This window comes from Streptomyces sp. 3330 (assembly GCF_031456635.1).
GTDB lineage: Bacteria > Actinomycetota > Actinomycetes > Streptomycetales > Streptomycetaceae > Streptomyces.
The window spans coordinates 747,072-768,680 of sequence record NZ_JAVDVA010000001.1 but is presented as its reverse complement, the minus strand read 5'-3'; the positions used below and the strand labels follow the sequence as shown (position 1 = coordinate 768,680).

17 protein-coding genes are annotated in these 21,609 nt (G+C 72.2%); 11 read left to right on the top strand and 6 right to left on the bottom strand.

The window, feature by feature from the left end; translation table 11 throughout:
- The 3 genes from iolB to mmsA are packed head-to-tail and all read left to right on the top strand — an operon-like array spanning nucleotide 1 to nucleotide 4,243.
- Nucleotides 1–837, top strand: coding sequence for a 5-deoxy-glucuronate isomerase (iolB, locus tag J2X68_RS03345; RefSeq protein ID WP_310430867.1), 837 nt, complete (start codon nucleotides 1–3; stop codon nucleotides 835–837).
- On the top strand, nucleotides 834–2,726 hold the full coding sequence (iolD, locus tag J2X68_RS03340; protein WP_310430866.1) for a 3D-(3,5/4)-trihydroxycyclohexane-1,2-dione acylhydrolase (decyclizing): 1,893 nt from the start codon (nucleotides 834–836) through the stop codon (nucleotides 2,724–2,726). Before iolB ends, iolD begins: the two co-directional genes overlap by 4 nt.
- A 14-nt stretch (nucleotides 2,727–2,740) precedes the next feature.
- On the top strand, nucleotides 2,741–4,243 hold the full coding sequence (gene mmsA, locus J2X68_RS03335; RefSeq protein WP_310430865.1) for a CoA-acylating methylmalonate-semialdehyde dehydrogenase: 1,503 nt from the start codon (nucleotides 2,741–2,743) through the stop codon (nucleotides 4,241–4,243).
- Nucleotides 4,244–4,299: 56 nt separating this feature from the next.
- On the opposite strand, the gene J2X68_RS03330 is transcribed toward mmsA, so the two are convergent.
- A complete protein-coding gene (locus tag J2X68_RS03330) occupies nucleotides 4,300–5,133 on the bottom strand; it encodes a hypothetical protein (protein WP_310430864.1) in 834 nt (277 codons plus the stop codon).
- Between the two features lie 331 nt (nucleotides 5,134–5,464).
- Here J2X68_RS03330 and J2X68_RS03325 point away from each other — a divergent pair, with 331 nt between their 5' ends.
- The 4 genes from J2X68_RS03325 (at nucleotide 5,465) to J2X68_RS03310 (ending at nucleotide 12,736) form a co-directional block, all read left to right on the top strand.
- Nucleotides 5,465–6,862 carry an APC family permease gene (locus J2X68_RS03325; protein ID WP_310430863.1) on the top strand — a complete coding sequence of 466 codons (1,398 nt, stop codon included), beginning with the start codon at nucleotides 5,465–5,467 and terminating at the stop codon, nucleotides 6,860–6,862.
- A gap of 111 nt (nucleotides 6,863–6,973) precedes the next feature.
- A complete protein-coding gene (locus tag J2X68_RS03320) occupies nucleotides 6,974–9,619 on the top strand; it encodes a CocE/NonD family hydrolase (protein ID WP_310430862.1) in 2,646 nt (881 codons plus the stop codon).
- Nucleotides 9,616–10,470: an ABC transporter permease gene (locus tag J2X68_RS03315; protein ID WP_310430861.1), complete on the top strand. Its 855-nt coding sequence runs from the start codon at nucleotides 9,616–9,618 to the stop codon at nucleotides 10,468–10,470. The genes J2X68_RS03320 and J2X68_RS03315 overlap by 4 nt, the downstream gene beginning before the upstream one ends.
- Before the next feature lie 256 nt (nucleotides 10,471–10,726).
- Entirely contained in the window at nucleotides 10,727–12,736 is a 2,010-nt protein-coding gene (locus J2X68_RS03310) for an AMP-dependent synthetase/ligase (RefSeq protein ID WP_310430913.1), read from the top strand.
- A gap of 86 nt (nucleotides 12,737–12,822) precedes the next feature.
- Here the strand turns inward: J2X68_RS03310 and J2X68_RS03305 are convergent, their stop codons facing one another.
- The 3 genes from J2X68_RS03305 to J2X68_RS03295 form a co-directional block, all read right to left on the bottom strand.
- Complete coding sequence (locus tag J2X68_RS03305) at nucleotides 12,823–13,230, bottom strand: rodlin (RefSeq protein ID WP_310430860.1); 408 nt, start codon at nucleotides 13,228–13,230, stop codon at nucleotides 12,823–12,825.
- A gap of 128 nt (nucleotides 13,231–13,358) precedes the next feature.
- Nucleotides 13,359–14,411: an LCP family protein gene (locus tag J2X68_RS03300; RefSeq protein ID WP_310430912.1), complete on the bottom strand. Its 1,053-nt coding sequence runs from the start codon at nucleotides 14,409–14,411 to the stop codon at nucleotides 13,359–13,361.
- Between the two features lie 108 nt (nucleotides 14,412–14,519).
- Nucleotides 14,520–14,930: a rodlin gene (locus J2X68_RS03295; RefSeq protein WP_093778734.1), complete on the bottom strand. Its 411-nt coding sequence runs from the start codon at nucleotides 14,928–14,930 to the stop codon at nucleotides 14,520–14,522.
- 231 nt (nucleotides 14,931–15,161) lie between these two features.
- Between J2X68_RS03295 and J2X68_RS03290 the strand changes: the two genes are divergently transcribed.
- The 3 genes from J2X68_RS03290 (at nucleotide 15,162) to J2X68_RS03280 (ending at nucleotide 17,365) form a co-directional block, all read left to right on the top strand.
- Nucleotides 15,162–15,575 carry a rodlin gene (locus tag J2X68_RS03290; protein ID WP_310430859.1) on the top strand — a complete coding sequence of 138 codons (414 nt, stop codon included), beginning with the start codon at nucleotides 15,162–15,164 and terminating at the stop codon, nucleotides 15,573–15,575.
- A gap of 304 nt (nucleotides 15,576–15,879) precedes the next feature.
- Nucleotides 15,880–16,107, top strand: a complete 228-nt coding sequence (locus J2X68_RS03285; protein ID WP_310430858.1) for a chaplin — start codon at nucleotides 15,880–15,882, stop codon at nucleotides 16,105–16,107.
- A 124-nt stretch (nucleotides 16,108–16,231) separates the two neighbouring features.
- Nucleotides 16,232–17,365 carry a chaplin gene (locus J2X68_RS03280; RefSeq protein ID WP_310430911.1) on the top strand — a complete coding sequence of 378 codons (1,134 nt, stop codon included), beginning with the start codon at nucleotides 16,232–16,234 and terminating at the stop codon, nucleotides 17,363–17,365.
- Nucleotides 17,366–17,458: 93 nt separating this feature from the next.
- On the opposite strand, the gene J2X68_RS03275 is transcribed toward J2X68_RS03280, so the two are convergent.
- Both J2X68_RS03275 and J2X68_RS03270 read right to left on the bottom strand, forming a co-directional pair.
- Entirely contained in the window at nucleotides 17,459–18,703 is a 1,245-nt protein-coding gene (locus tag J2X68_RS03275) for an NAD(P)-binding domain-containing protein (RefSeq protein WP_310430857.1), read from the bottom strand.
- On the bottom strand, nucleotides 18,703–20,031 hold the full coding sequence (locus J2X68_RS03270) for an ATP-grasp domain-containing protein (protein ID WP_310430856.1): 1,329 nt from the start codon (nucleotides 20,029–20,031) through the stop codon (nucleotides 18,703–18,705). The genes J2X68_RS03275 and J2X68_RS03270 overlap by 1 nt, the downstream gene beginning before the upstream one ends.
- Before the next feature lie 161 nt (nucleotides 20,032–20,192).
- Here J2X68_RS03270 and J2X68_RS03265 point away from each other — a divergent pair, with 161 nt between their 5' ends.
- Nucleotides 20,193–21,584: a glycosyl hydrolase gene (locus tag J2X68_RS03265; RefSeq protein WP_310430855.1), complete on the top strand. Its 1,392-nt coding sequence runs from the start codon at nucleotides 20,193–20,195 to the stop codon at nucleotides 21,582–21,584.
- The last annotated feature ends 25 nt before the right edge of the window (nucleotides 21,585–21,609 follow it).

Here is a 21,609-nt window from a genome sequence, read left to right as displayed (position 1 = left end):
ATGACACACACCGAGCCGCACCACGACCTGTACCTCCCGCACGGCACCACGGCCGGCGCCGACTACACCCTCGACATCGACCCCGAGCGAGCCGGCTGGGGGTACTGCGCCCTGCGGATCGTCGAGCTGGAGCCGGGCGCCACGCACGTGTTCACCACGGGTGACAGCGAGTGGATCGTGCTTCCGCTGGAAGGCGGAGGTACCGTGCAAACAGCCGATGAAGAGTTCCAACTCCTGGGCAGGGAGAGCGTGTTCGCGTCGGTCACCGACTTCGCGTACGTTCCCCGTGACGCCCGGGTCCAGATCGCCTCCGGCGCGGGAGGCCGCTTCGCCCTGGCAGGAGCGAAGTGCGAGCGACAACTCCCCGCCCGCTACGGCCCCGCGCCGGAGGTCCCCGTCGAGGAACGCGGCAGCGGCAACTGCGCCCGTCTGGTGCGCAACTTCGCCTCCGCCGACGCCTTCGACTGCGACAGGCTGATCGCCGTCGAGGTGATCACCCCCGGCGGCAACTGGTCCTCGTACCCGCCGCACAAGCACGACGAGCACCGGCCGGGCGAGGAGGCCGAACTCGAGGAGATCTACTACTTCGAGATCGACGGCCCGAACGGGTTCGGCTATCAGCGCGTATCCCCTTCGCGCGAAGGCGGATCCGACGTCCTCGCGGAGGTCCGCTCCGGCGACGCCGTGCTCGTCCCCGACGGCTGGCACGGCCCGGCCGTCGCCCAGCCCGGCCACGCCATGTACTACCTGAACGTCATGGCGGGCCCGGGCGAGACCCGGGAGTGGCGGATCTGCTTCCACCCGGACCACGTAGACAGCACAGGGGGTTACCGATGACGGCGCAGACCTCGACGACGAGGCTGACGGTCGCCCAGGCACTCGTCCGCTTCCTCGCCGCCCAGTACACCGAGCGTGACGGCGTACGGCAGCGGCTGATCGGCGCGACCTGGGGCATCTTCGGCCACGGCAACGTCGCGGGCCTCGGCCAGGCGCTGGTCGAGTACGGCGACGACATGCCGTTCCACCAGGGCCGCAACGAGCAGTCCATGGTCCACGCGGCCGTCGGCTACGCCCGCCAGTCGAACCGCCTGTCCACCCACGCGGTGACGACGTCGATCGGCCCCGGCGCGACCAACCTGGTCACCGGCGCCGCCCTGGCGACCGTCAACCACCTGCCGGTCCTTCTGCTGCCCGGCGACATCTTCGCGACCCGCGTCGCCGACCCGGTGCTCCAGCAGCTCGAAGTCCCGTACGCCGGTGATGTGTCGGTCAACGACAGCCTGCGCCCGGTGTCGCGGTACTTCGACCGCGTCACCCGCCCCGAGGCCCTGATCCCGGCGGCCCTCCAGGCGATGCGCGTGCTCACCGACCCGGTGGAGACGGGCGCGGTCACCCTCGCGCTGCCCCAGGACGTCCAGGCCGAGGCGTACGACTGGCCCGACGCGTTCTTCGCCGAGCGCACCTGGGTCGTCCGCCGTCCGGGCGCCGACCCGACCGAACTCGCCGAGGCGGTCCGCGCGATCCGTGCCGCCCGCCGTCCGCTGATCGTCGCCGGCGGCGGCGTCCACCACAGCCGCGCCGAGGAGGCGCTCGCCGAGTTCGCCGCGAGCACCGGCATTCCCGTCGCCTCCACCCAGGCCGGCAAGGGCTCGCTGCGCTACGACCACCCCCAGGACGTGGGTGGCGTGGGCCACACCGGCACGGCGACGGCGGACGAACTCGCCCGCACCGCCGACCTGGTGATCGGCGTCGGCACCCGCTACACCGACTTCACCACCGCCTCGAACACGCTGTTCGCGGCCGACGGCGTCCGCTTCCTCAACCTCAACATCGCGCCCTACGACGGCCACAAGCTCGCCGGTCTGCCGCTCGTGGCGGACGCCCGCAGCGGCCTCGGCGAGCTGACCGCGGCCCTCCAGACGCACGACCACCGGGTGACGGACGCCTATGTCACCGAGTACGCGGAGGACAAGGAGCGCTGGGAGCAGCGCGTCGACGCCTGCTACGAGGCCGAGGAGCCGGACGTACGGCCGACGCAGCCGCAGGTGCTGGGCGCGCTGGACGCCCTCGCGGACGAGTCGGACGTGATCATCAACGCGGCCGGTTCGCTCCCCGGTGACCTGCACAAACTCTGGCGGGCACGCTCCCGGGACCAGTACCACCTGGAGTACGGCTACTCCTGCATGGGGTACGAGATCCCGGCCGCGATCGGCGTGAAGCTGGCCGCCCCCGAGCGCAACGTCTGGGCCCTGGTCGGCGACGGCACCTATCTGATGATGCCGACGGAGATCGTGACGGCCGTGCAGGAGGGGATCGCGATCAAGATCCTCCTCGTGCAGAACCACGGCTACGCCTCGATCGGCGGTCTGTCGGAGTCGGTGGGCGGCGAGCGGTTCGGCACCGCGTACCGCTACACCGCGGACGACGGCACCTTCACCGGCGCCCCGCTGCCCGTCGACCTGGCCGCCAACGTGGCCAGCCTCGGCATGCGCGTGCTGCGCGCGAAGACCGTGCGCGAGCTGCGCGAGGCCCTCGCCGAGGCGCGGCGCGCCGACACTCCCACATGTGTCTACGTCGAGACGGAAACGGCCGACACTGTGTCGGGCCCGCCGCCCGCGCAGGCCTGGTGGGATGTACCTGTGGCCGAGACCGCGACCCGACCGTCCGCGGTGAAGGCACGTGAGCTGTACGAACGGCACGTCTCTACCCGACGCCGCCATCTGTGAAGGAGCACTCGGTCATGACGAAGATCGTCAACCACTGGATCGGCGGCAAGACCGTCGAAGGCGCGTCGGGTACGTACGGGCCGGTCACCGACCCGGCGACCGGCGCCGTCACCACGAAGGTCGCGTTCGCGACCGTCGACGAGGTCGACGCCGCGGTGGCCGCCGCGAAGGACGCCTACGCCACCTGGGGCGCGTCCTCGCTGGCCAAGCGGACCACGATCCTGTTCAAGTTCCGGGCGCTGCTGGACGCGCACCGGGACGAGATCGCGGAGCTGATCACCGCCGAGCACGGCAAGGTGCACAGCGACGCGCTGGGCGAGGTCGCGCGCGGCCTGGAGATCGTGGACCTGGCGTGCGGGATCACCGTGCAGCTGAAGGGCGAGCTGTCGACCGAGGTGGCCTCCCGCGTCGACGTGTCGTCGATCCGGCAGCCGCTGGGCGTCGTCGCGGGCATCACGCCGTTCAACTTCCCGGCGATGGTCCCGATGTGGATGTTCCCGATCGCCATCGCGACCGGCAACACCTTCGTGCTGAAGCCGTCCGAGAAGGACCCGTCGGCGGCCCTGAAGCTGGCCGAGCTGCTGGCGGAGGCCGGGCTGCCGGACGGCGTGTTCAACGTCGTGCACGGCGACAAGGTCGCGGTGGACCGCCTGCTGGAGCACCCGGACGTCAAGGCCGTGTCCTTCGTGGGCTCGACCCCGATCGCCCGCTACATCCACACCACGGCCTCGGCGAACGGCAAGCGCGTCCAGGCCCTGGGCGGCGCCAAGAACCACATGCTGGTGCTGCCGGACGCCGACCTCGACGCGGCGGCGGACGCGGCCGTCTCGGCGGCCTACGGCTCGGCGGGCGAGCGCTGCATGGCGATCTCCGCGGTCGTGGCCGTCGGCGCGATCGGCGACGAGCTGGTGCAGAAGATCCGCGAGCGCGCCGAGAAGATCAAGATCGGTCCCGGCAACGACCCCGCCTCCGAGATGGGCCCGCTCATCACGAAGGTCCACCGCGACAAGGTGGCGTCGTACGTGACGGGCGCGGCGGCCGAGGGCGCGGAGGTCGTCCTGGACGGCTCCGGCTACACGGTCGAGGGCTTCGAGGACGGTCACTGGATCGGCATCTCGCTGCTCGACAAGGTCCCGACGACCGCGAAGGCCTACCAGGACGAGATCTTCGGCCCGGTGCTGTGCGTGCTCCGCGTGGACACCTACGACGAGGGCGTGGCCCTCATCAACGGCTCGCCGTTCGGCAACGGCACGGCGATCTTCACCCGGGACGGCGGCGCGGCCCGTCGCTTCCAGCTGGAGATCGAGGCCGGCATGGTCGGCGTGAACGTCCCGATCCCGGTCCCCGTGGGCTACCACAGCTTCGGCGGCTGGAAGGACTCGCTCTTCGGCGACCACCACATCTACGGCAACGACGGCACCCACTTCTACACCCGCGGCAAGGTCGTCACGACCCGCTGGCCGGACCCGGCCGACGGCCCGGGCGGCGTGGACCTGGGCTTCCCGCGCAACCACTGATCACCGAGGTCCGGCCGCGCCCTGTCCCGCGCGCGAGGGGACAGGGCGCGGCCGGGTCACAGCGCCGCGCCGGCTTCCGCGATCGCCTCGGTGAGGTCGCCGGTCTGCGCGGCCGGCGGGGCCTTGACCTCGGCCGTCCGGCCGAACTTCTCGAAGTCCATGGTGACCTTCATGACGCCGATCTCCTGGATCATGCGGACCGGCAGGTCCTTGTCTCCCACCCAGACATCCATGGTGATCGAGGTCGCGCCGCCGGTCAGCGAGCCGAAGAGGTTGTCCTCGTTGCCGTAGGCCTCCTTGTACCTGCCCATGCCCTTCCGGTCGACGACGGCCCGGTAATGGGTCGTGGCCTCGCCGTTCACCGACTCCGGACCGAGGTCCTCCACGTCGTCGGCGTACTTCAGGCCCTTCATCGACGCCGACGGGCTGCCGGCGCTGCCGCTGAGGGCCTGCGCGCCCTTCCGGCCGAAGACGGCCGAGCCGTCGATCTTCATCCACTCCTTGCCCTCGAGCGGGCCCGTGGACTGCGGGTCGACGTCGTAGTAGTAGGCGCCGTCCACGAAGAGCATGCGCATCTTCGGGTCGTCCTGCAGCTGCTGCATCTGCGCGGCCGCGGTGTCCATCAGGACGTCGAACGCGAACCCGTCGCCCCAGGAGTAGGTGCCGTCCATGGCGACCGGGGCGCCGGCGCCCATGGAGGTGGTCATCCGCACCTCCGCCGAGCCGACCTGCTCGGTCCGGTCGGTCGCCCTGCCGAGCGCCGCCATGATCGCGTCGGCGCCGTCCACGGCCTCGGCCGTCCCCTCGGCCGCCCGGGTGCCGCACCCGGCCGTCGCGATCAGCGCCACCGCCGTGACCGCCGTCCAGACGGCCGTGTACTTCAGCTGCATCGAGTCCCCACCCTGTGCCTCGTCTGTGATCCCCGACCTGACGGGACACCCTGACACGTCCGCATGCCGAACGTCGCCTCACTTTTTTGCCGCCCGCCCTGCGGTTCCCGCACACCCCAAGCGGGCCGAACAGGCCCACCGGAACTGTCATATCCGTGATTCGGAGCCGCGCCGTGCAACGGATTCCGTAGGTGAACACCTATTGACGCACCGGTTTCCGTCGGGATTCCATGCAGCCGCCGGGAGCGGACGAACGACGTACGCCCAAAGCCGCCGGAGGCGATAGCGCTCCCGCCTCACCCCCGCCGCACGAGTCGATCGGAACCGCCGCATGACCGACACGCTCCCTCCCGTCGAGACCGCCCTCCCCCAGGCGCCCGACGGTCCCCAGCAGCTCAAGCGCTCCATCGGAGTCGTCGGCGGCACTCTGCTCACCCTCTCCTGCGTCACCCCCGCCTCCACCCTCTTCGTCGTCGTCCCGGACCTGTTCGGCTCGCTCGGCACCGCGACCGCCCTCACGATCGCGATCGGCTCGCTGCTCTGTATCGCCGTGGCGTTCTGCTACTCGGAGCTGGGCACCCTCATCCCCAGCGCGGGCGGCGAGTACGCCATGGTGTCGACGCTGGCCGGGCGGCTCGCCGGCTGGCTGGTCTTCGTCCTCTCCCTGCTCGTCGTCATGATCGTCCCGCCGGTGATCGCGATGGGCACCGCCGACTACCTGGCCCCGGTCGTCCATCTCGACCCCTCGTTCGCGGGCGCCGCCGTCATGATCCTGGCCACCCTCGCCGGACTGCTCGACCTGCGCGCCAACGCCTGGATCACCGGCGTCTTCCTGGTCCTGGAGGTCATCGCCGCGGCCGTCGTCGCGGTGCTGGGCTTCGCCCACGGCCACCGCGGCGCGGGCAGCCTCGTCTCGATGCAGGTCGCCGGCGCCGACGGCCACACCGACACCGTCACCGCCATGCTGGTCGTCTCCGGCCTCGCCATCGCCCTCTTCGTCACCCAGGGCTTCTCGACCGCGGTCTACCTCTCCGAGGAGCTGGAGCACCCGCGCCGCAACGTCGCCCGCACGGTCCTCGCCACCCTCGCCATCTCCTCCGTGATCATCCTGGTCCCGGTCGTCGCCATCACCTTCGGCGCCTCCGACCTCACCGAACTCAGCGGCGGCGACATCGGCGCCATGGTCACCGCCTGGTCCAACTCGGCCGTCGGCACCTTCGTCAGCCTCTGCGTGGCGCTCGCGATCATCAACGCCGGCATCGTGATGGTCATCCAGAACTCCCGCGTCCTGTTCGCCTCCGCCCGCGACAAGGCCTGGCCCCGGCCGGTCAACGACGTCTTCGCCAAGCTCGGCCGGTTCGGGTCCCCCTGGGTCGCCACCCTCGCCGTCGGCATCCCGGGCGCGCTGCTCTGCTTCGTGAACCTGGACACCCTGTACGGCGTCACCGGCGTCTCCGTGACCGGCATGTACCTGCTCGTCGCGGTCGCCGCGCTGCTCTCCCGCCGCGGCCGGCACAAGCACACCCACGCCTGGCGCATGCCCCTGTGGCCGGTGCTGCCGGTCCTGCTGATCGTCGTCCTCGGCTACATCCTCACCCAGCAGGAGACGGCCTACCTCGTGTGGACCGGCGGCATCACCGCCGCCGCCACCCTCTACTGGGCCCTCTACCTGCGCCCCCGCCGCGACACCCGCTGGCTGGTGTCGATCCCGGACGACGCGCAGGCCTGACGTGTACCGCGGCCGGTGTACGCCGGTCCCGCCCCGTACGCCCCCAGGAGGGCGGCCACATCGGTCCACGGTCGACAACTCCCCGACAGGTCGACCCCGTACCGTTGAAGCATGGATCTTCGACTGCCCGGTCTGCGAGGACCACGGCGGCCGCGACGGATCGTCTCCGCCGTGGCCGCCGTGGTCGTACTCGCCGGTGCCGGTACCTGGACGGCCGTCGCCTCCGACGACGACACGCCCGCGGTGCACCACGCCGACCGGGTCATGGCGGTGGACGGCGTACGCCTGGACACCTCCTACTTCACCTCCGGCGCGGCCGGCCGCCGCCCCGCCGTGCTCCTCGGACACGGCTTCGGCGGCAGCAAGGACGACATGCGCGGGCAGGCCGAGGAACTGGCCCGCGACGGATACGCGGTGCTCACCTGGTCCGCGCGCGGCTTCGGCAAGTCGACCGGCAAGATCGGGCTGAACGACCCGAAGGGCGAGGTCGCCGACGTCTCCCGGCTGATCGACTGGCTCGCGCAACAGCCGCAGGTGCAGCTCGACAGGGCCGGCGACCCCCGGGTCGGCGTGGCCGGCGCCTCCTACGGCGGCGCGATCTCCCTCCTCGCCGCGGGCCACGACGACCGTGTCGACGCCATCGCCCCCGCGATCACCTACTGGAACCTCGCGGACGCCCTCTTCCCCGACGGCGTGTTCAAGAAGTTGTGGGCCGGCATCTTCTTCAACACGGGCGGCGGCTCCGCCCGCTTCGAACCCGCGCTGGCCGCGATGTACGACCGCGTCGCCGAGTCCGGCGCCCCCGACACCGCCGCCCGCGAGCTCCTGGAGCAGCGCTCGCCGTCCGCCGTCGCCGACCGCATCAAGGTCCCCACCCTCCTCGTTCAGGGTCAGACCGACTCCCTCTTCACCCTCGCCCAGTCCGACGCGGCCGAGAAGGCGATCCGCGCCAACGGCGCCCCCGTGGACGTCGACTGGATCGCGGGCGGCCACGACGGCGGCGACATGGAGGGCGCCCGGGTCCGGGCTCGCGTCCATTCCTGGTTCGACCGCTATCTCAAGGACGACAAGGCGGCCGACACCGGGCCCGCCTTCCGCGTCACCCGCACCGGAGGGGTCGACTCCACCGACGGCGCCGCCCGGCTCAGGGGCGCGAGCGCGGACGGCTACCCGGGCCTGGAGAACGCCGAGCGGGCGTTTCCCCTCACCGGCCGCCGCGCGGAGCAGTCCTTCGCCAACCCGCCCGGCGCCAGCCCGCCCGCCGTCTCGGCCCTGCCCGGCCTCGGCGGCGGAGGCCTCTCCCAGCTCTCCTCCCTCGGCGTCGGCGTCTCCCTCGACTTCCCCGGCCAGCACGCCGCCTTCGACTCCGCCCCGGTCACCGGCGACCTGCGCGTCACCGGCTCCCCGACGGTCACCGTCCGGGTGAAGTCGACCTCCGGCACCGCCGTCCTCTTCGCCAAGGTCTACGACGTCAGCGGCGGCGGCAGCCAGGTGCTGCCCTCCCAGCTCGTCACCCCGGTCCGCGTCGAGGGCGCCAAGGCCGGCAAGGACGTCACGATCACGCTCCCGGCGATCGACCACAAGGTCGAGGAGGGCCACCGGCTGCGCCTGGTCCTCGCCTCCACCGACCTCGGTTACGCCTCCCCGATGGCCCCGGCGACGTACACGGTCTCCCTGAAGGGCGACCTGAAGGTCCCGACCGCCCCCGCGGTGACGACGGCGGCCGCCCCGCTCCCGTCCTGGGTCTGGTGGCTGCCCCTGGCGGGCGCGGCGATCGCGCTGGCCCTGCTGCTGACGGCCCGCCGCCGCACCGCGGGCCCCGCCCCCGACCCCGCGCTCGCCGAGGTCCCGCTCCAGATCACCGACCTGAGCAAGAAGTACGCCAACGGCGACCGCTACAGCGTCCGCGACCTGTCCTTCCGCGTCGAGAAGGGCCAGGTCCTCGGACTCCTCGGCCCGAACGGCGCGGGCAAGACGACGACTCTGCGCATGCTGATGGGCCTGATCAGCCCCGACGGCGGCGAGATCCGGGTCTTCGGCCACGCCATCCGCCCCGGCGCGCCCGTCCTCTCCCGCGTCGGTTCCTTCGTCGAGGGCGCCGGCTTCCTCCCGCACCTGTCCGGCCGGGAGAACCTGGAGCTGTACTGGCGGGCCACCGGCCGCCCCGCCGGGGACGCCCACCTGGAGGAGGCCCTGGAGATCGCCGGCCTCGGCGACGCCCTCGCCCGCGCGGTGCGCACGTACTCGCAGGGCATGCGCCAGCGCCTGGCCATCGCCCAGGCCATGCTCGGCCTCCCGGACCTGCTCATCCTCGACGAGCCGACCAATGGCCTCGACCCGCCGCAGATCCGCGAGATGCGCGAGGTGATGATCCGGTACGCGGCCGCCGGCCGCACGGTCATCGTCTCCAGCCACCTCCTGTCCGAGGTCGAGCAGTCCTGCACGCACCTCGTGGTCATGGACCGGGGCAGGCTGGTCCAGGCGGGGCCGGTCGCCGAGATCGTCGGCTCCGGCGACACCCTCCTCGTGGGCACCGCCACCCCCGTGGAGGAGCCGGTCGTGGAGAAGATCGCCGCCCTGCCGGGGGTGGCCTCCGCGGTCCCGACGGCCGAGGGCCTGCTGGTCCGCCTGGACGCCGACGGCAGCGCCCGGCGCCTGGTCGCCGAACTCGTCCGGCTCGACGTGCCCGTCCAGGCGATCGGCCCGCACCGCCGCCTGGAGGACGCCTTCCTCACCCTGATCGGAGGTTCCGCATGAGCACGCTCACCGAGGTCGCCTCCGGCTACCAGGCGGGCCGGACCCTGCCGCTGCGCGTCGAGCTGGTCCGCCAGCTCAAGCGCCGCCGCACGCTGGTCATGGGCGGCATCCTCGCCGTCCTGCCGTTCGTGCTGCTCATCGCCTTCGCGATCGGCGGCGAGCCCGGCGGCCGCAACGAACAGGTCACCCTGATGGACACGGCGACGGCGTCCGGCGCCAACTTCGCCGCCGTCAACCTGTTCGTGTCCGCGGGCTTCCTCCTGGTCATCCCGGTCGCCCTGTTCTGCGGGGACACCGTCGCCTCCGAGGCCGGCTGGTCCTCGCTGCGCTACCTCCTGGCCGCCCCCGTGCCCCGGGCCCGCCTGCTGTGGTCCAAGCTCGTCGTCGGCCTCGGCCTCAGCCTGGCCGCGATGGTCCTGCTGCCGGTCGTCGCCCTGGCCGTAGGCTCCGCGGCCTACGGCTGGGGCCCCCTGGAGCTGCCCACGGGCGGCGCGCTCGACCCGGGCACCGCGGCCCAGCGCCTGGTGATCGTGGTCGGGTACGTCTTCGTCTCCCAACTGGTGACCGCGGGGCTCGCGTTCTGGCTCTCGACGAAGACCGACGCCCCGCTCGGCGCGGTCGGCGGCGCGGTCGGCCTGACCATCGTCGGCAACGTCCTGGACGCCGTGACCGCCCTCGGCGACTGGCGCGACTTCCTGCCCGCGCACTGGCAGTTCGCCTGGGCCGACGCCGTCCAGCCCACCCCGGAGTGGTCCGGCATGATCCAGGGCACCGCCGTCTCCGTGACCTACGCGCTGGTCCTGTTCGCCCTGGCCTTCCGCGGTTTCGCGCGCAAGGACGTCGTGTCCTAGGGCGCCGGAGGATGACGTCGCCGACGCCTGTGTTCCCCCCTGAGCAGCCCGGGGGCGCCCGCTGCCGGGCGCTCCCGGCCTGGGCGAACTCCGGGAATCCGGCGGGACGTCGGCCGACGGGACCGGGGACGAGGACGTCCGCGACCCGGTCGGCGCGATCAGCGACACGAGCCGACTCGACCTCTGGCGCAGAACCTTACGCGTGAGTAAGTTGCTCACCCGGCACGTGCAGCCGCACCGCGACCGGGGAGCCGTCATGGGCGTACGCAAGGATCTGAAGCGGGCGAGGAAACGCGCCGACCTGGCCTCCCGCACCCGGGTCGACGTGCTCAGGGACGACACCGGCGCCGTACGGGAGGCCCGCACCGCGCCCCTGGTGGCGCCGCCCGCCACGGGCAGCACGGCCGACCTGCCCTTCACCAACGCGGCCGAGGCCCCCGAGGCCGTGGTGCTGCGCCGCCGGAGGTCCGACGGCTGGCACCCGGTCACCGCGGCCGCGTTCGCCGCCGAGGTCACCGCGACCGCCAAGGGCCTGATCGCGCACGGCCTCGCACCGGGCGGCCGGGTCGCCGTCATGTCCCGCACCCGGTACGAGTGGACCCTCCTGGACTTCGCGATCTGGGCGGCCGGCGGCCTGACCGTCCCGATCTACGCCACCTCCTCGGCCGAGCAGGTCGACTGGATCGTCCGGGACTCGGGCGCCACCCTGATCGTCGTCGAGAACGCCGACAACGCCCGCACGGCGACGACCGGCACGGCACACCACCCGCTGCCCCCGCGCGTCCTCGCACTCGACGCGGGCGCGGTCGCCGCACTGGACGCCCTCGGCCGCGACCTCCCCGACGAGGAGGTGACCAAGCGCCGGGCCGCCCTCACCCCCGACACCACCGCGACCCTCTGCTACACCTCCGGCACCACCGGCCGCCCCAAGGGCTGCGTCCTCACCCATGCCAACCTGCACGCCGAGGCGGCCAACACCCTCGAACTGCTGCACCCGATCTTCAAGGAGGTCACCGGCCAGACCGCCTCCACCCTCCTCTTCCTCCCGCTCGCCCACATCATGGGCCGCACCCTGGCGATCGCCTGTCTGATGGCCCGCATCGAGACCGGCCACTTCCCGAGCGTCAAGCCCGACGAACTCCGCCCGGCCCTCAAGGAGTTCCGGCCCACCTTCCTGGTCGGCGTCCCCTATCTCTTCGAGCGCATCCACGACACCGGCCGCGCCACCGCCGAGAAGATCGGCCGCGCCGCCTCCTTCGACCGCGCCGAACGCATCGCCGTCCGCTTCGCGCAGGCGTACCTCGACAAGTTCCTCGACGAAGGCACAGGCACAGGCGCAGACACAGGCGCAGACACAGGCGCGGGTGGGGGCGGGGGTGGCGACGAAGGCGAAGGCGGGGTCAGGCGGAAGGCCAAGGGCCCCGGACCCGGCCTGTACGCCGCCTGGGCCCTCTACGACCTGCTGGTCTACCGCCGCATCCGCCGGGAGCTCGGCGGCCGCCTGCGCTACGCCATCAGCGGCGGTTCCCCCCTCGACCGCACCCTCGGCCTCTTCTTCTACGCGGCCGGCATCATCGTCTACGAGGGCTACGGCCTGACCGAGACCACCGCCGCCGCCACCCTCGTCCCGCCCCTGAGGCCCCGGCCCGGCACCGTCGGTCAGCCCGTCCCCGGCACGGCCGTCCGGATCGCCGACGACGGCGAGGTCCTGATCGCGGGCGCGGTGGTCTTCGACTCCTACTGGAACGACCCGGCGGCCACCGCCGAGGTCCGCACCGACGGCTGGTTCGCCACCGGCGACCTCGGCGCCCTCGACGACGACGGCTACCTCACCATCACCGGCCGCAAGAAGGACATCCTCGTCACCTCCGGCGGCAAGAACGTCTCCCCGGCGGTCCTGGAGGACCGGCTGCGCAGCCGCACCCCGGTCGGCCAGTGCCTGGTCGTCGGCGACAACCGCCCCTTCGTCGCCGCCCTCGTCACCCTCGACCCCGACGCGCTCGCCCACTGGCGGACCGTACGCGGGCTCCCCGCGGACACCCCGCTCACCGAGACACTGCGCGACCCCCGCCTGCGCGCGGACGTCCAAGGGGCCGTCGACTACGCCAACGAGGCCGTCTCCCGCGCCGAGTCGATCCGCGCCTTCACCCTGGTCGAGGGCGAGTTCACCGAGGCCAACGGGCTGCTCACGCCCTCCCTGAAGGTCAGACGGCACGCGGCCACGGCACGGTACGCCGAGGAGATCGAGGCCCTGTACGGCGCGTGACACCGCGGGCGCCGCCGCCGGGGCACACGAAGCGGCGGGCCACCGGAGAACCGGTGACCCGCCGTCGCGGTACGTCGGGCTGCGGCTCAGCCGTTGCCCGCGCCGTTGCCGGCCAGGACCGAGATGTCGTCCAGGATGTGCGACAGCGGCTCGTCGCCCTTGGCCTGGGTGCTGTTCTCGACGCACTGCTGGTTCTGCGGGGCGGACAGGATCGGGATGTCCTGGACGCCGATGTTCAGAGCCGCGATGAGCGACTGGGCGTTGATCTTCGCCGGCAGGCCGATGCAGGGCTTGTTCAGCGAACCCTGGACCAGCGAGAGCTGCGGGCTCTGGTGGCCGAAGGTGGCCGAGTTGCCGAACTCCGACGAGGCGCCGTTGCCGCTGGCGGAGGTGGTGCCGCTGTCGTCACCGATGGCGAGGGCCTGCGGGGCGCTCATCGCCGCAAGACCGGCGACGGAGGCGGCCAGGGCCGCGGTCGCCCACAGCTTCTTCATGTTCGTTCCCTTCGAAAACGCGGGCTCCGGGGGAGGAGCTGCGTGATCAACAACGGCATGGAACCGTCCGGGGTTGCGCCCTGTGCCCCGATCGGCGCAGCGCATCGGGCATGAGGGCCGTGCGCCCCTCAGTGGCACGCGTACGCGCTCCCCCGCACCGGAACCGTCTTGCCGAGGATGTCCGGCGGGTCCTTCGGCTTCGGCTGCGCGCCCCGCTCGATCAGCGGCCGGTCGTCGCGCACCTTCGCGAAGAGCGCGTCGCTCTCCTCCGGGTCCCACGCCAGGGCCGCGCCGATGCCCAGCCGGGCCGGGGCGAAGCCCGCGATCGGCACGGTCGTGAACTCCGTCGCCGCGTCCGGCAGCCGGTGCAGGGCGGCGGCCAGTTCGACGAGTTCGCCGGGCTGGAACCCCTGACGGCCGGACCCGAGCAGCATCTCCGCCAGGTGCGTCATGCGCCGCGGACGGGTGAGCAGCTTGCGTTCCCGCATCTCGCGCCAGGCCTGGACGAGGAAGCGCTGCTGACGCTGGATGCGGCCGAGGTCGGCGCTGCCGTCGACATGGCGTGAACGGACGTACTGCAGCGCCTGCCCGCCACCGAGCCGGTGCTTGCCGGGCTTGAGGTCGAGTCTGGTCGCGGAGTCCTTGAGCCGCCGCGGCGTGCACACCTCGACGCCGCCGACCTCGTCCACGCTGTTCATGAAGCGCCGGAAGTCCACCTGGAGGAACCGGTCGATGTTCACCTTGGCCATCGACTCCACGGTCCGGATCATGAGCTCCGGACCGCCCTCCTGGTAGGCGGCGTTGAGCTTCGCCGGATGCGGCGGGCGTTCCCTGGCGCCGGGCTTCTCCCGGTACGGCGGGATCTCCGCGGCGGAGTCACGGGGCATGCCGATCACGCTGACCCGGTCCCGCTGCGCCGAGACGTGGATCAGCATCAGGACGTCCGAGCAGCCGCAGGGCTTTCCACCGGCGTGGAACGTCTGCTTCTGGGCAGCGGTGAGGGTGTCCCGTTCGTCGGTGCCCATCAGCAGGATGTTCAGCCCGCGCGGGGCGTGTTCCCGGGCGGGGAGGCCCGGGAATCCGGGCATGGAGGGCAGGGCGGAACTGCCGAGCAGCGCGCCCGTGGCGGCCAGGACGATTCCGGGAATCGCCAGGCGGCGTGGCCGAAGGTTTCTCTTCATCGTCACGTGCCGCACGCTAGAACAGCGGGCCGCCGATGATCCGACGGCCCGCTGTCCTGGTGGAGAAACCACTCCGGGGCTCAGGAAAAGAACCCGTTCAGCGTGGGCTCAGTGGTTGGCCGCGCCGTTGCCCGAGAGGGCCGAGATGTCGTCCAGGATGTGCGACAGCGGCTCGTCGCCCTTCGCCTGGGTGGAGTTCTCGACGCACTGCTGGTTCTGCGGGGCGGACAGGATCGGGATGTCCTGGACGCCGACGTTCACCAGGGCGAGGATCGACTGGGCGTTGAGCTTCGCCGGCAGGCCGATGCAGGGCTTGTTGAAGGAGCCCTGGATGAGCGCCATCTGGGGGCTCATGTTGCCGAACGTGGCCGAGTTGCCGAACGACTGGCTGGCGCCGTTGCCGCTGGCGGAGGTGGTGCCGCTGTCGTTGCCGATGGCGAGAGCCGGGGCAGCCGCGGCGGCGGAGACGCCGACCACGGAAGCGGCGACCGCGGCGGTGGCGAGTACCTTCTTGATCACTTGTGAGTCCCTTCGGTGAGAAGCCCCGTCCACCGGAGCGTTCGGATTAACTTCACCTGACCTGTTTGGTTGCTCGGATTCACTCCGATGGCCTATCGGGCCGAACTCCGGACGCCGGGACGTGAAAAACCGATCGGGTGACTGACCGCAACCAAATCCGGCGCTTCCTGTTGGATCGGTGGCAGGCACATGGTCCTGACCACGAGTCAGGGCACGGAAAGGAATCGCGAAATGCTCAAGAAGGCAATGGCCGCGGCGGCGGTCGCCGCTTCCGTCGTCGGTATGTCCGCGGCGGTCGCCCCTCAGGCGCTTGCCATCGGGGACGACGCCGGCACCACCTCCGCCAGCGGCAACGGCGCGCACGAGGCGTTCGGCAACTCGGTGACCAAGGGCGACATGAGCCCCCAGGCCAGCCTGGTCCAGGGCACCGCCAACAAGCTCTGCGTGGGCCTGCCGGTCAAGGCCGACGTGCAGTCCGTCCTCGCCGTCATCGCCAACGTCGGCGTCCAGGACATCCCCGTCCTGTCGGCCCCGCAGAACCAGCAGTGCGCCGAGAACTCCACCCAGGCGAAGGGCGACGAGCCGCTGTCGCACATCCTGGACGACATCTCGGCCCTCTCGGGCAACGGCGCGGCCAACCACTGACGTCCCCGGCACCGCCCGCCGGGCGGCCCGTTCCGTTCGCGGCGGGCCGCCCGGCTCCGGCATTTTTTTCCGGCTGATTGCCCGTCATTCCTTTCGCGTCTTTGGTGAATCGTTTCCTCTCCGGTGGGCCGTTCGTGCTAATTACCCGAGGGTGTTCGAGTGAATTCCTGTGCGACGCGCGTTTCTTGGTTTCCTCGACCGTCTATCTCTCGTTTGCAGCTTGCGGGTCATGGTGCGAGCCGTTCCAGTTGCGCTCGCTCGGTTTCGACCGTCATCTGGGCATGACCGCAGAGAAGGGAAAGTCATGAAGAAGAGCGCTGCTGTTGTCGCGGGTCTGATCCTGGCCCTCGGCGGGGCCGCCCCCGCGTTCGCCGACGCCGGTGCCAACGGTGCGGCCATCGGCTCGCCGGGCGTCCTGTCGGGCAACGTCGTCCAGGTCCCGATCCACATCCCGATCAACCTGTGCGGCAACTCGGTCAACGTCATCGCCGCGCTGAACCCGACCGGCGGCAACGTCTGCGTCAACGACTGACGCGACCCCAGCCGTACCGCTGGATCGAGGCCGGCTTTGGACGCACTCCTGTGGTCCAGGGCCGGCTTTTCCCACTTCTACCAGCAGGAAGACCACGAGATTGCGACAGACCCTGAGCAGGGGAATGGTCGCGGCCGCCGCCGCGACGGGCCTTCTGTCCCTGTGCGCGGGCGCCACCGCCTTCGCCGACTCGACAGCCCAAGGAGCGGCCAAGGGTTCGCCCGGGGTCCTGTCGGGCAACGCCGTCCAGGCCCCGTTGCACGTACCGGTGAACGCCTGCGGCAACTCGATCGACGTCGTCGCCGCGCTCGACCCGGCGTTCGGCAACGCCTGTGCCGGCCTCTCGGACACGCACGGGGACCGCTCCCACGCCGCACCGCGCGATGCCGCCGACACCCGCGACACCGATTCCGGTCACGGGGACTCGGGCTACGGGGACGCCGGTCACGGCGATTCCGGCCATGAAGACTCCGGTTACGGGGACTCCGGTTACGGAGACTCCGCCGGTCACGGTGTTTCCGGCTACGGGGACTCGGGCTACGGGGACTCCGGTTACGGCGATTCCGGCTACGGAGGCTCCGGCCACGAGGACCACGGCCCCGGGGACGACTGCGGGGGCTACGGCGACACCTGCGGCGGAGGCGGTCACACGACCCCGCCCCCCGGAGGGGGTCACACCACTCCACCGGGCGGTGGTCACACCTCTCCGCCTCCGCACGGGGGTGGGAGCACCCCGCCTGGCGGGGGTCACACCTCTCCGCCTCCGCACGGGGGTGGAAGTACTCCGCCTGGCGGGGGTCACACCTCTCCGCCTCCGCACGGGGGTGGGAGCACTCCGCCTGGCGGGGGTCACACGACTCCGCCTCCGCACGGGGGTGGGAGCACTCCGCCCGGTGGGGGTCACACCTCTCCGCCTCCGCACGGGGGTGGGAGCACCCCGCCTGGCGGTGGTCACACCTCTCCGCCTCCGCACGGGGGTGGGAGCACTCCGCCCGGTGGGGGTCACACCTCTCCGCCTCCGCACGGGGGTCACTCCACCCCGCCTCCGCAGGGCGGCGGTGGCGGTGGCGGTGGTCAGCCTCCGCACGGCGGGCACACCACGCCTCCGGAGGGCGGCGGTGAGCACAGCTCGCCCCCGGAGCTGTCGCACACCGGCAGCGACCACGCAGCCCTGCTGGCCGCCTCCGGCGTCAGCGCGGCGCTCATCGCGGGCGGCGCCGTCCTGTACCGGCGAGGCCGGACCGCGTCCCGCAGGTGACGCACCGGGTGCCGGACGTCCTCGCGTCCGGCACCCGCGCCCTGCCTGTCCCGGCCTGGCTGTCCCGGCCCCGTCTGCCCGGGCCCGTCCGGCTCAGCGCCCCACGGTCTCCGGCGCTCCGTACCGGTCCGGCGCCGGGATCGACCCGCTCGGCCCGCCCAGGTGCAGCCGCCGCCGTACACCTCGTACGAGGGTCCCCGCCGTGAAGGTCGCGCCGTACACGAAGCGCATGGCCGGGCCGAAGCCGGCCGCCGTCACCAGACCGGCCAGGAACAGGCCGGGGTGGGACGACTCGAAGTCCCGGCCCACCCCGGGGGAGCCGCCGGGCACGGTGGCCAGCGCCCCGCGCAGTTCGCCGGAGAGCAGCCCGAGCCGGTCACGGGTCGCCTTGAAGCCGGTGGCCGCGATCACGTGCTCGGTCTCGAAGGGCTCCGCTCCGGCCACCTCCAGCCGCACCCCGCCCGGCACCGCTCGTGCCGCGGTCACCTCGTGGTCGAGGCGCACCCGCACGGAACCCTCCACCCGGTCGCGCACCCACCACGCGCCGGCCGGCCCGAGCGCCGTCGCCGCGATGCGCGCCCTGGTCGGTTCCGGGAGCCGTCGGTAGAGGCCGGGGCGTTCGGCGTAGAACCAGTTGCGCCAGCCGCAGCCGAGCCCGCTCTGCGGGGAGCGCAGCGACTGCCACCACGGGCGCTCCCAGGGCGGCGGCACATCGTTCCAGCGCAGCCGTTCGGCGCGGGCCAACACCCTTACCCGGGAACCCTGTTCGGCGAGCAGGGCGGCCGTCTCCAGGGCCGCCTGGCCGCCGCCGATCACCGTGACGTCCCGGCCGCGGAAGCGGTCCAGGTCACCGTGGTGGCTGCTGTGCGAGACCAGGTCGGGGGAGAGCCCGCGCAGGGCGGCCGGGATCTCGACGAACGGCATGACGCCCACGGCGAGGGCGACCGTCCGGGCCCGCACGGTCTCGCCGTCCGCGGTGACCGCCTCGAAGCCGCCCGGCCGGGACATGATCCGGGTCACCGTGCGCTCGTCGACCTCGGGGACGGCGTTGTGCGCGAACCACAGCCCGTACCGCGCGAACATCTCGACCGGGATCGGCTCCCCGTGCCGGGCCGTGACGCCCTCGGTCGCGCAGTACGCGTCGAGCCGCCAGCGGCCCGCCGGGTCGGAGAGGTTGGAGGCCCACGGCTCGGATTTCAGGAACATCCCGCCCGGCATGTTGTCGCGCCAGGAGGCCATCGGCCGGCCGAAGACGCGCAGCTTCAGCCCGGCGGCCGCGGCGTGCGCCGCGATGGACAGGCCGTACGGGCCCGCCCCCACCACCAGCAGGTCGTCCATCAGCAGCTGCTCGCTTTCTCGTCGTCGATCGGTGCGGCGGGGGCGGACGCACCCGGCGGCGGCTCGGTCAGGTCCGTCCGGGACGGCGTCGGCGGTGTCGCCTGGCGGACCACGCGGGGCCGGACCCCGGCCGCGCCCGAGGCGCCGGCCCGGCGCAGCCGGCCGAGCAGCCGACGGGCGACATGGGTGCCCCACAAGCCCCACATGGCCCGGCCGGGAGCGGTGTCGTCGCCCGCGTGCCAGGCCAGCTCGCGGCCGCGGCGGGCCGGTCGCAGCGCGGCCAGCGGCGCGTAGTTCTCCACGACGAACGCCCGGCCCGGCAGCGGCACGCCGGCCGGCAGCGGGCGGTGGGTCAGATCGAGGTGCTGGGCGCGGACGACGTCGAGTCCGGCGCCGTCGGCGAAGAGCCGGAACTGGGCGCCGGGGCGCGGGTTGAAGTCGAGCAGGTGGTAGTCGCCGGTCGTGCCGCAGCGGCGGAAGTCGAGGTCGAAGATGCCCCGGTAGCCGAGTTCGTCGGTGAGCCGCTGGGCCAGCGTCCGCACCTGCGGGTTCTCGGTCCACTCGCCCACCGCAGTGAGCCCCGCGCCGCGTGGCCAGGCGCACAGCTTGCGGCCCGGGCCGCCGCCGCCGACCGCGCCGGAGCGGTCGGCGTACCCGTGGAAGAACCAGTCGCGGTCCGGGCCCGCCGGCAGGAAGGCCTGGAGCAGGAGTTGGCTGCCGGCCTCGGGGGTGCGCAGGTACAGGTCGCGCGCCTCCTGGGTGGAGCGCACCACGACCGTGCTGCGCAGTCCCGAGTCGGCGGGCAGCAGCCAGGGGCGGCTCCACTTGGCCACGACCGGCAGGCCGAGCCGCCAGGCGGCGGAGGCGGCCTGCGCCGCGCTGTCCGGGATCACGGTGAGCGGGTGCGGCACGTCCGCCGCCGCGCACAGCCTGGTCAGTTCCGCCTTGTCGGCGACCTGTTCGGGCACCGGGCCGGGCTGTTGCGGGAGCAGGTAGGCGGGCGCCAGTTCCTCGCGCAGGCGGCTCACCGCGACCGCGCCCGCGTCGTCCATCGGGATGAGCACGGCGGGCCGTTCGACCCGGGCCGCCACTCTCAGCAGGGTGGCGGCGATGTCGGCGTGGGTCGCGCCGGGCGGCGGCGGCGGATGCAACTGGCGTACGAAACGGGACTTGCGTACGGGACTTCCCGCGGAGTCGGCGACCACGTGCACGTCGATTCCGGCTCTGCCGAGCGAGCGCACGGCTCCCAGCGTTCCGTGATGAAAGGGATTCCGGTCGATCCGCAGAAGGACGGCGGGGACGCGGGTGTCGAGCAGCGACTCGGGCATTTTTTCCGGGTCCTTCCGTTCAGTTCACCGGTATGGGCGATCGAGACACTCGAAAGCCGTAACGGCGGTGGCGTCATTCCTTTTCGTGTGACTTTCATATGACTGAGTGTCAGTAACACGCGGTCCGTGCGCGTTACGTGAGAGTGGAGAAAGGAGCAGGCATGGCCCCACAGCAGCGGCGTGCGCGGTCCCGGCGGCTTGCCGTCGTCGCGGCGGCGGTCGCGGCGTCGGCCGCCCTGGCGTCCGGACCTGGATTCGCCGCGGGTGCGGGGGTGGTGCGGGTAGCCGATCCTCCCGCTCCCACCCCCACCGTCCCGACGGCCGCGGCGACCCTTCCCGCACCCGCCGAGCCCGACCCGGCCGTCCCCGCCCCGAGCGCGACACCGGCGGCGCCGGCGACCCCGGGGGTCCCGGTGCCCGCCGTGCCGCAGGTGATCCCGTCGGAGACCGCCACCCCGTCCGCCCCGCCCGTGAAGAGCACGCCCGCCTTCGGCGCCTACCTCGACTACGGCGCCCGGGGAGTGGCCCGGATCGCCGAGCTCAGCGAGTGGCTGGGGGGCGCGGAGCTGCGCGTGGGCCACACCTACCTGCCGGGCGACCGGTGGCAGAACATCGAGGGCCCGCCCGGCTTCCTCGACGTGTGGGCGGACTGGAGGCTGGAGAAGGACGACCGCATGCTCGTCCTCAACGTGCCCATGATGGAACGCAACGAGGAGGGGGTGTCCGACGAGGAGGTGCGCGGGCTGCTGCGGCAGGGTGCGGCAGGGGAGTTCGATCACCACTTCAGGGCTCTCGCCGAGCGGCTGGTCGCGCTGAAGGTGCCGGACACGGTGATCGTGCTCGGCTGGGAGATGAACGGCATCACGTACACCCATCGGTGCGGGCCGGACCCGGAGGCCTGGAAGAAGTACTGGAACAGGATCGTCTCCACCATGCGCTCGGTGCCGGGCCAGGAATTCAGGTTCGACTTCACGCCGACCCGCGGCAAGGACGCCGTTCCGTGGACCGAGTGCTATCCGGGGGACGACACGGTCGACATCATCGGAATGGACTCCTACGATCAGCCGACCGGCCTGTCCTTCGACGAGCAGGTGAAAGAACCCTACGGGCTCCAGGCGCACGTGGACTTCGCCAAAAGCCATGGCAAGCCCATTTCCTATCCCGAATGGGGACTCTTCCGCAACGGTGACAACGCCGAATACATGCGGCGCATGCTCGCCTGGATGGACGAGCACGAACCGCTGTACAACACGGTGACCGACTACTGCCCGCACGGTGTCTGGCAGTGCGGGCAGAACCCGCAGTCGTCCGCCGTCTACCGCTCGTTGCTGTCCGGCCGCACCGACGAGCCGAGCACGGCCCCGACGACTCCGGCGCCCTCCGTCGAACCGTCCGCGGAGCCGTCGTCGCCGGCACCGTCGACGGATCCCACCACCGAGCCGCCCGCCGAACCCACGGTGAACTGCACTCCGATGGACCTGGGCGACTGGGTCGAGTACTGGATCGGCGGCAAGCTGTGCTTCCGGCTGGACTGGTGGTCGGACGACGACTGATCCGCGGTGCGGTGGCGGCAGGCCC

Coding starts and splice junctions, on each gene's coding strand:
- iolB (WP_310430867.1), top strand. CDS start 1: ATGACACACACCGAGCCGCACCACGACCTGTACCTCCCGCACGGCACC.
- iolD (WP_310430866.1), top strand. CDS start 834: ATGACGGCGCAGACCTCGACGACGAGGCTGACGGTCGCCCAGGCACTC.
- mmsA (WP_310430865.1), top strand. CDS start 2,741: ATGACGAAGATCGTCAACCACTGGATCGGCGGCAAGACCGTCGAAGGC.
- J2X68_RS03330 (WP_310430864.1), bottom strand. CDS start 5,133: ATGCAGCTGAAGTACACGGCCGTCTGGACGGCGGTCACGGCGGTGGCG.
- J2X68_RS03325 (WP_310430863.1), top strand. CDS start 5,465: ATGACCGACACGCTCCCTCCCGTCGAGACCGCCCTCCCCCAGGCGCCC.
- J2X68_RS03320 (WP_310430862.1), top strand. CDS start 6,974: ATGGATCTTCGACTGCCCGGTCTGCGAGGACCACGGCGGCCGCGACGG.
- J2X68_RS03315 (WP_310430861.1), top strand. CDS start 9,616: ATGAGCACGCTCACCGAGGTCGCCTCCGGCTACCAGGCGGGCCGGACC.
- J2X68_RS03310 (WP_310430913.1), top strand. CDS start 10,727: ATGGGCGTACGCAAGGATCTGAAGCGGGCGAGGAAACGCGCCGACCTG.
- J2X68_RS03305 (WP_310430860.1), bottom strand. CDS start 13,230: ATGAAGAAGCTGTGGGCGACCGCGGCCCTGGCCGCCTCCGTCGCCGGT.
- J2X68_RS03300 (WP_310430912.1), bottom strand. CDS start 14,411: ATGAAGAGAAACCTTCGGCCACGCCGCCTGGCGATTCCCGGAATCGTC.
- J2X68_RS03290 (WP_310430859.1), top strand. CDS start 15,162: ATGCTCAAGAAGGCAATGGCCGCGGCGGCGGTCGCCGCTTCCGTCGTC.
- J2X68_RS03285 (WP_310430858.1), top strand. CDS start 15,880: ATGAAGAAGAGCGCTGCTGTTGTCGCGGGTCTGATCCTGGCCCTCGGC.
- J2X68_RS03280 (WP_310430911.1), top strand. CDS start 16,232: ATGGTCGCGGCCGCCGCCGCGACGGGCCTTCTGTCCCTGTGCGCGGGC.
- J2X68_RS03275 (WP_310430857.1), bottom strand. CDS start 18,703: ATGGACGACCTGCTGGTGGTGGGGGCGGGCCCGTACGGCCTGTCCATC.
- J2X68_RS03270 (WP_310430856.1), bottom strand. CDS start 20,031: ATGCCCGAGTCGCTGCTCGACACCCGCGTCCCCGCCGTCCTTCTGCGG.
- J2X68_RS03265 (WP_310430855.1), top strand. CDS start 20,193: ATGGCCCCACAGCAGCGGCGTGCGCGGTCCCGGCGGCTTGCCGTCGTC.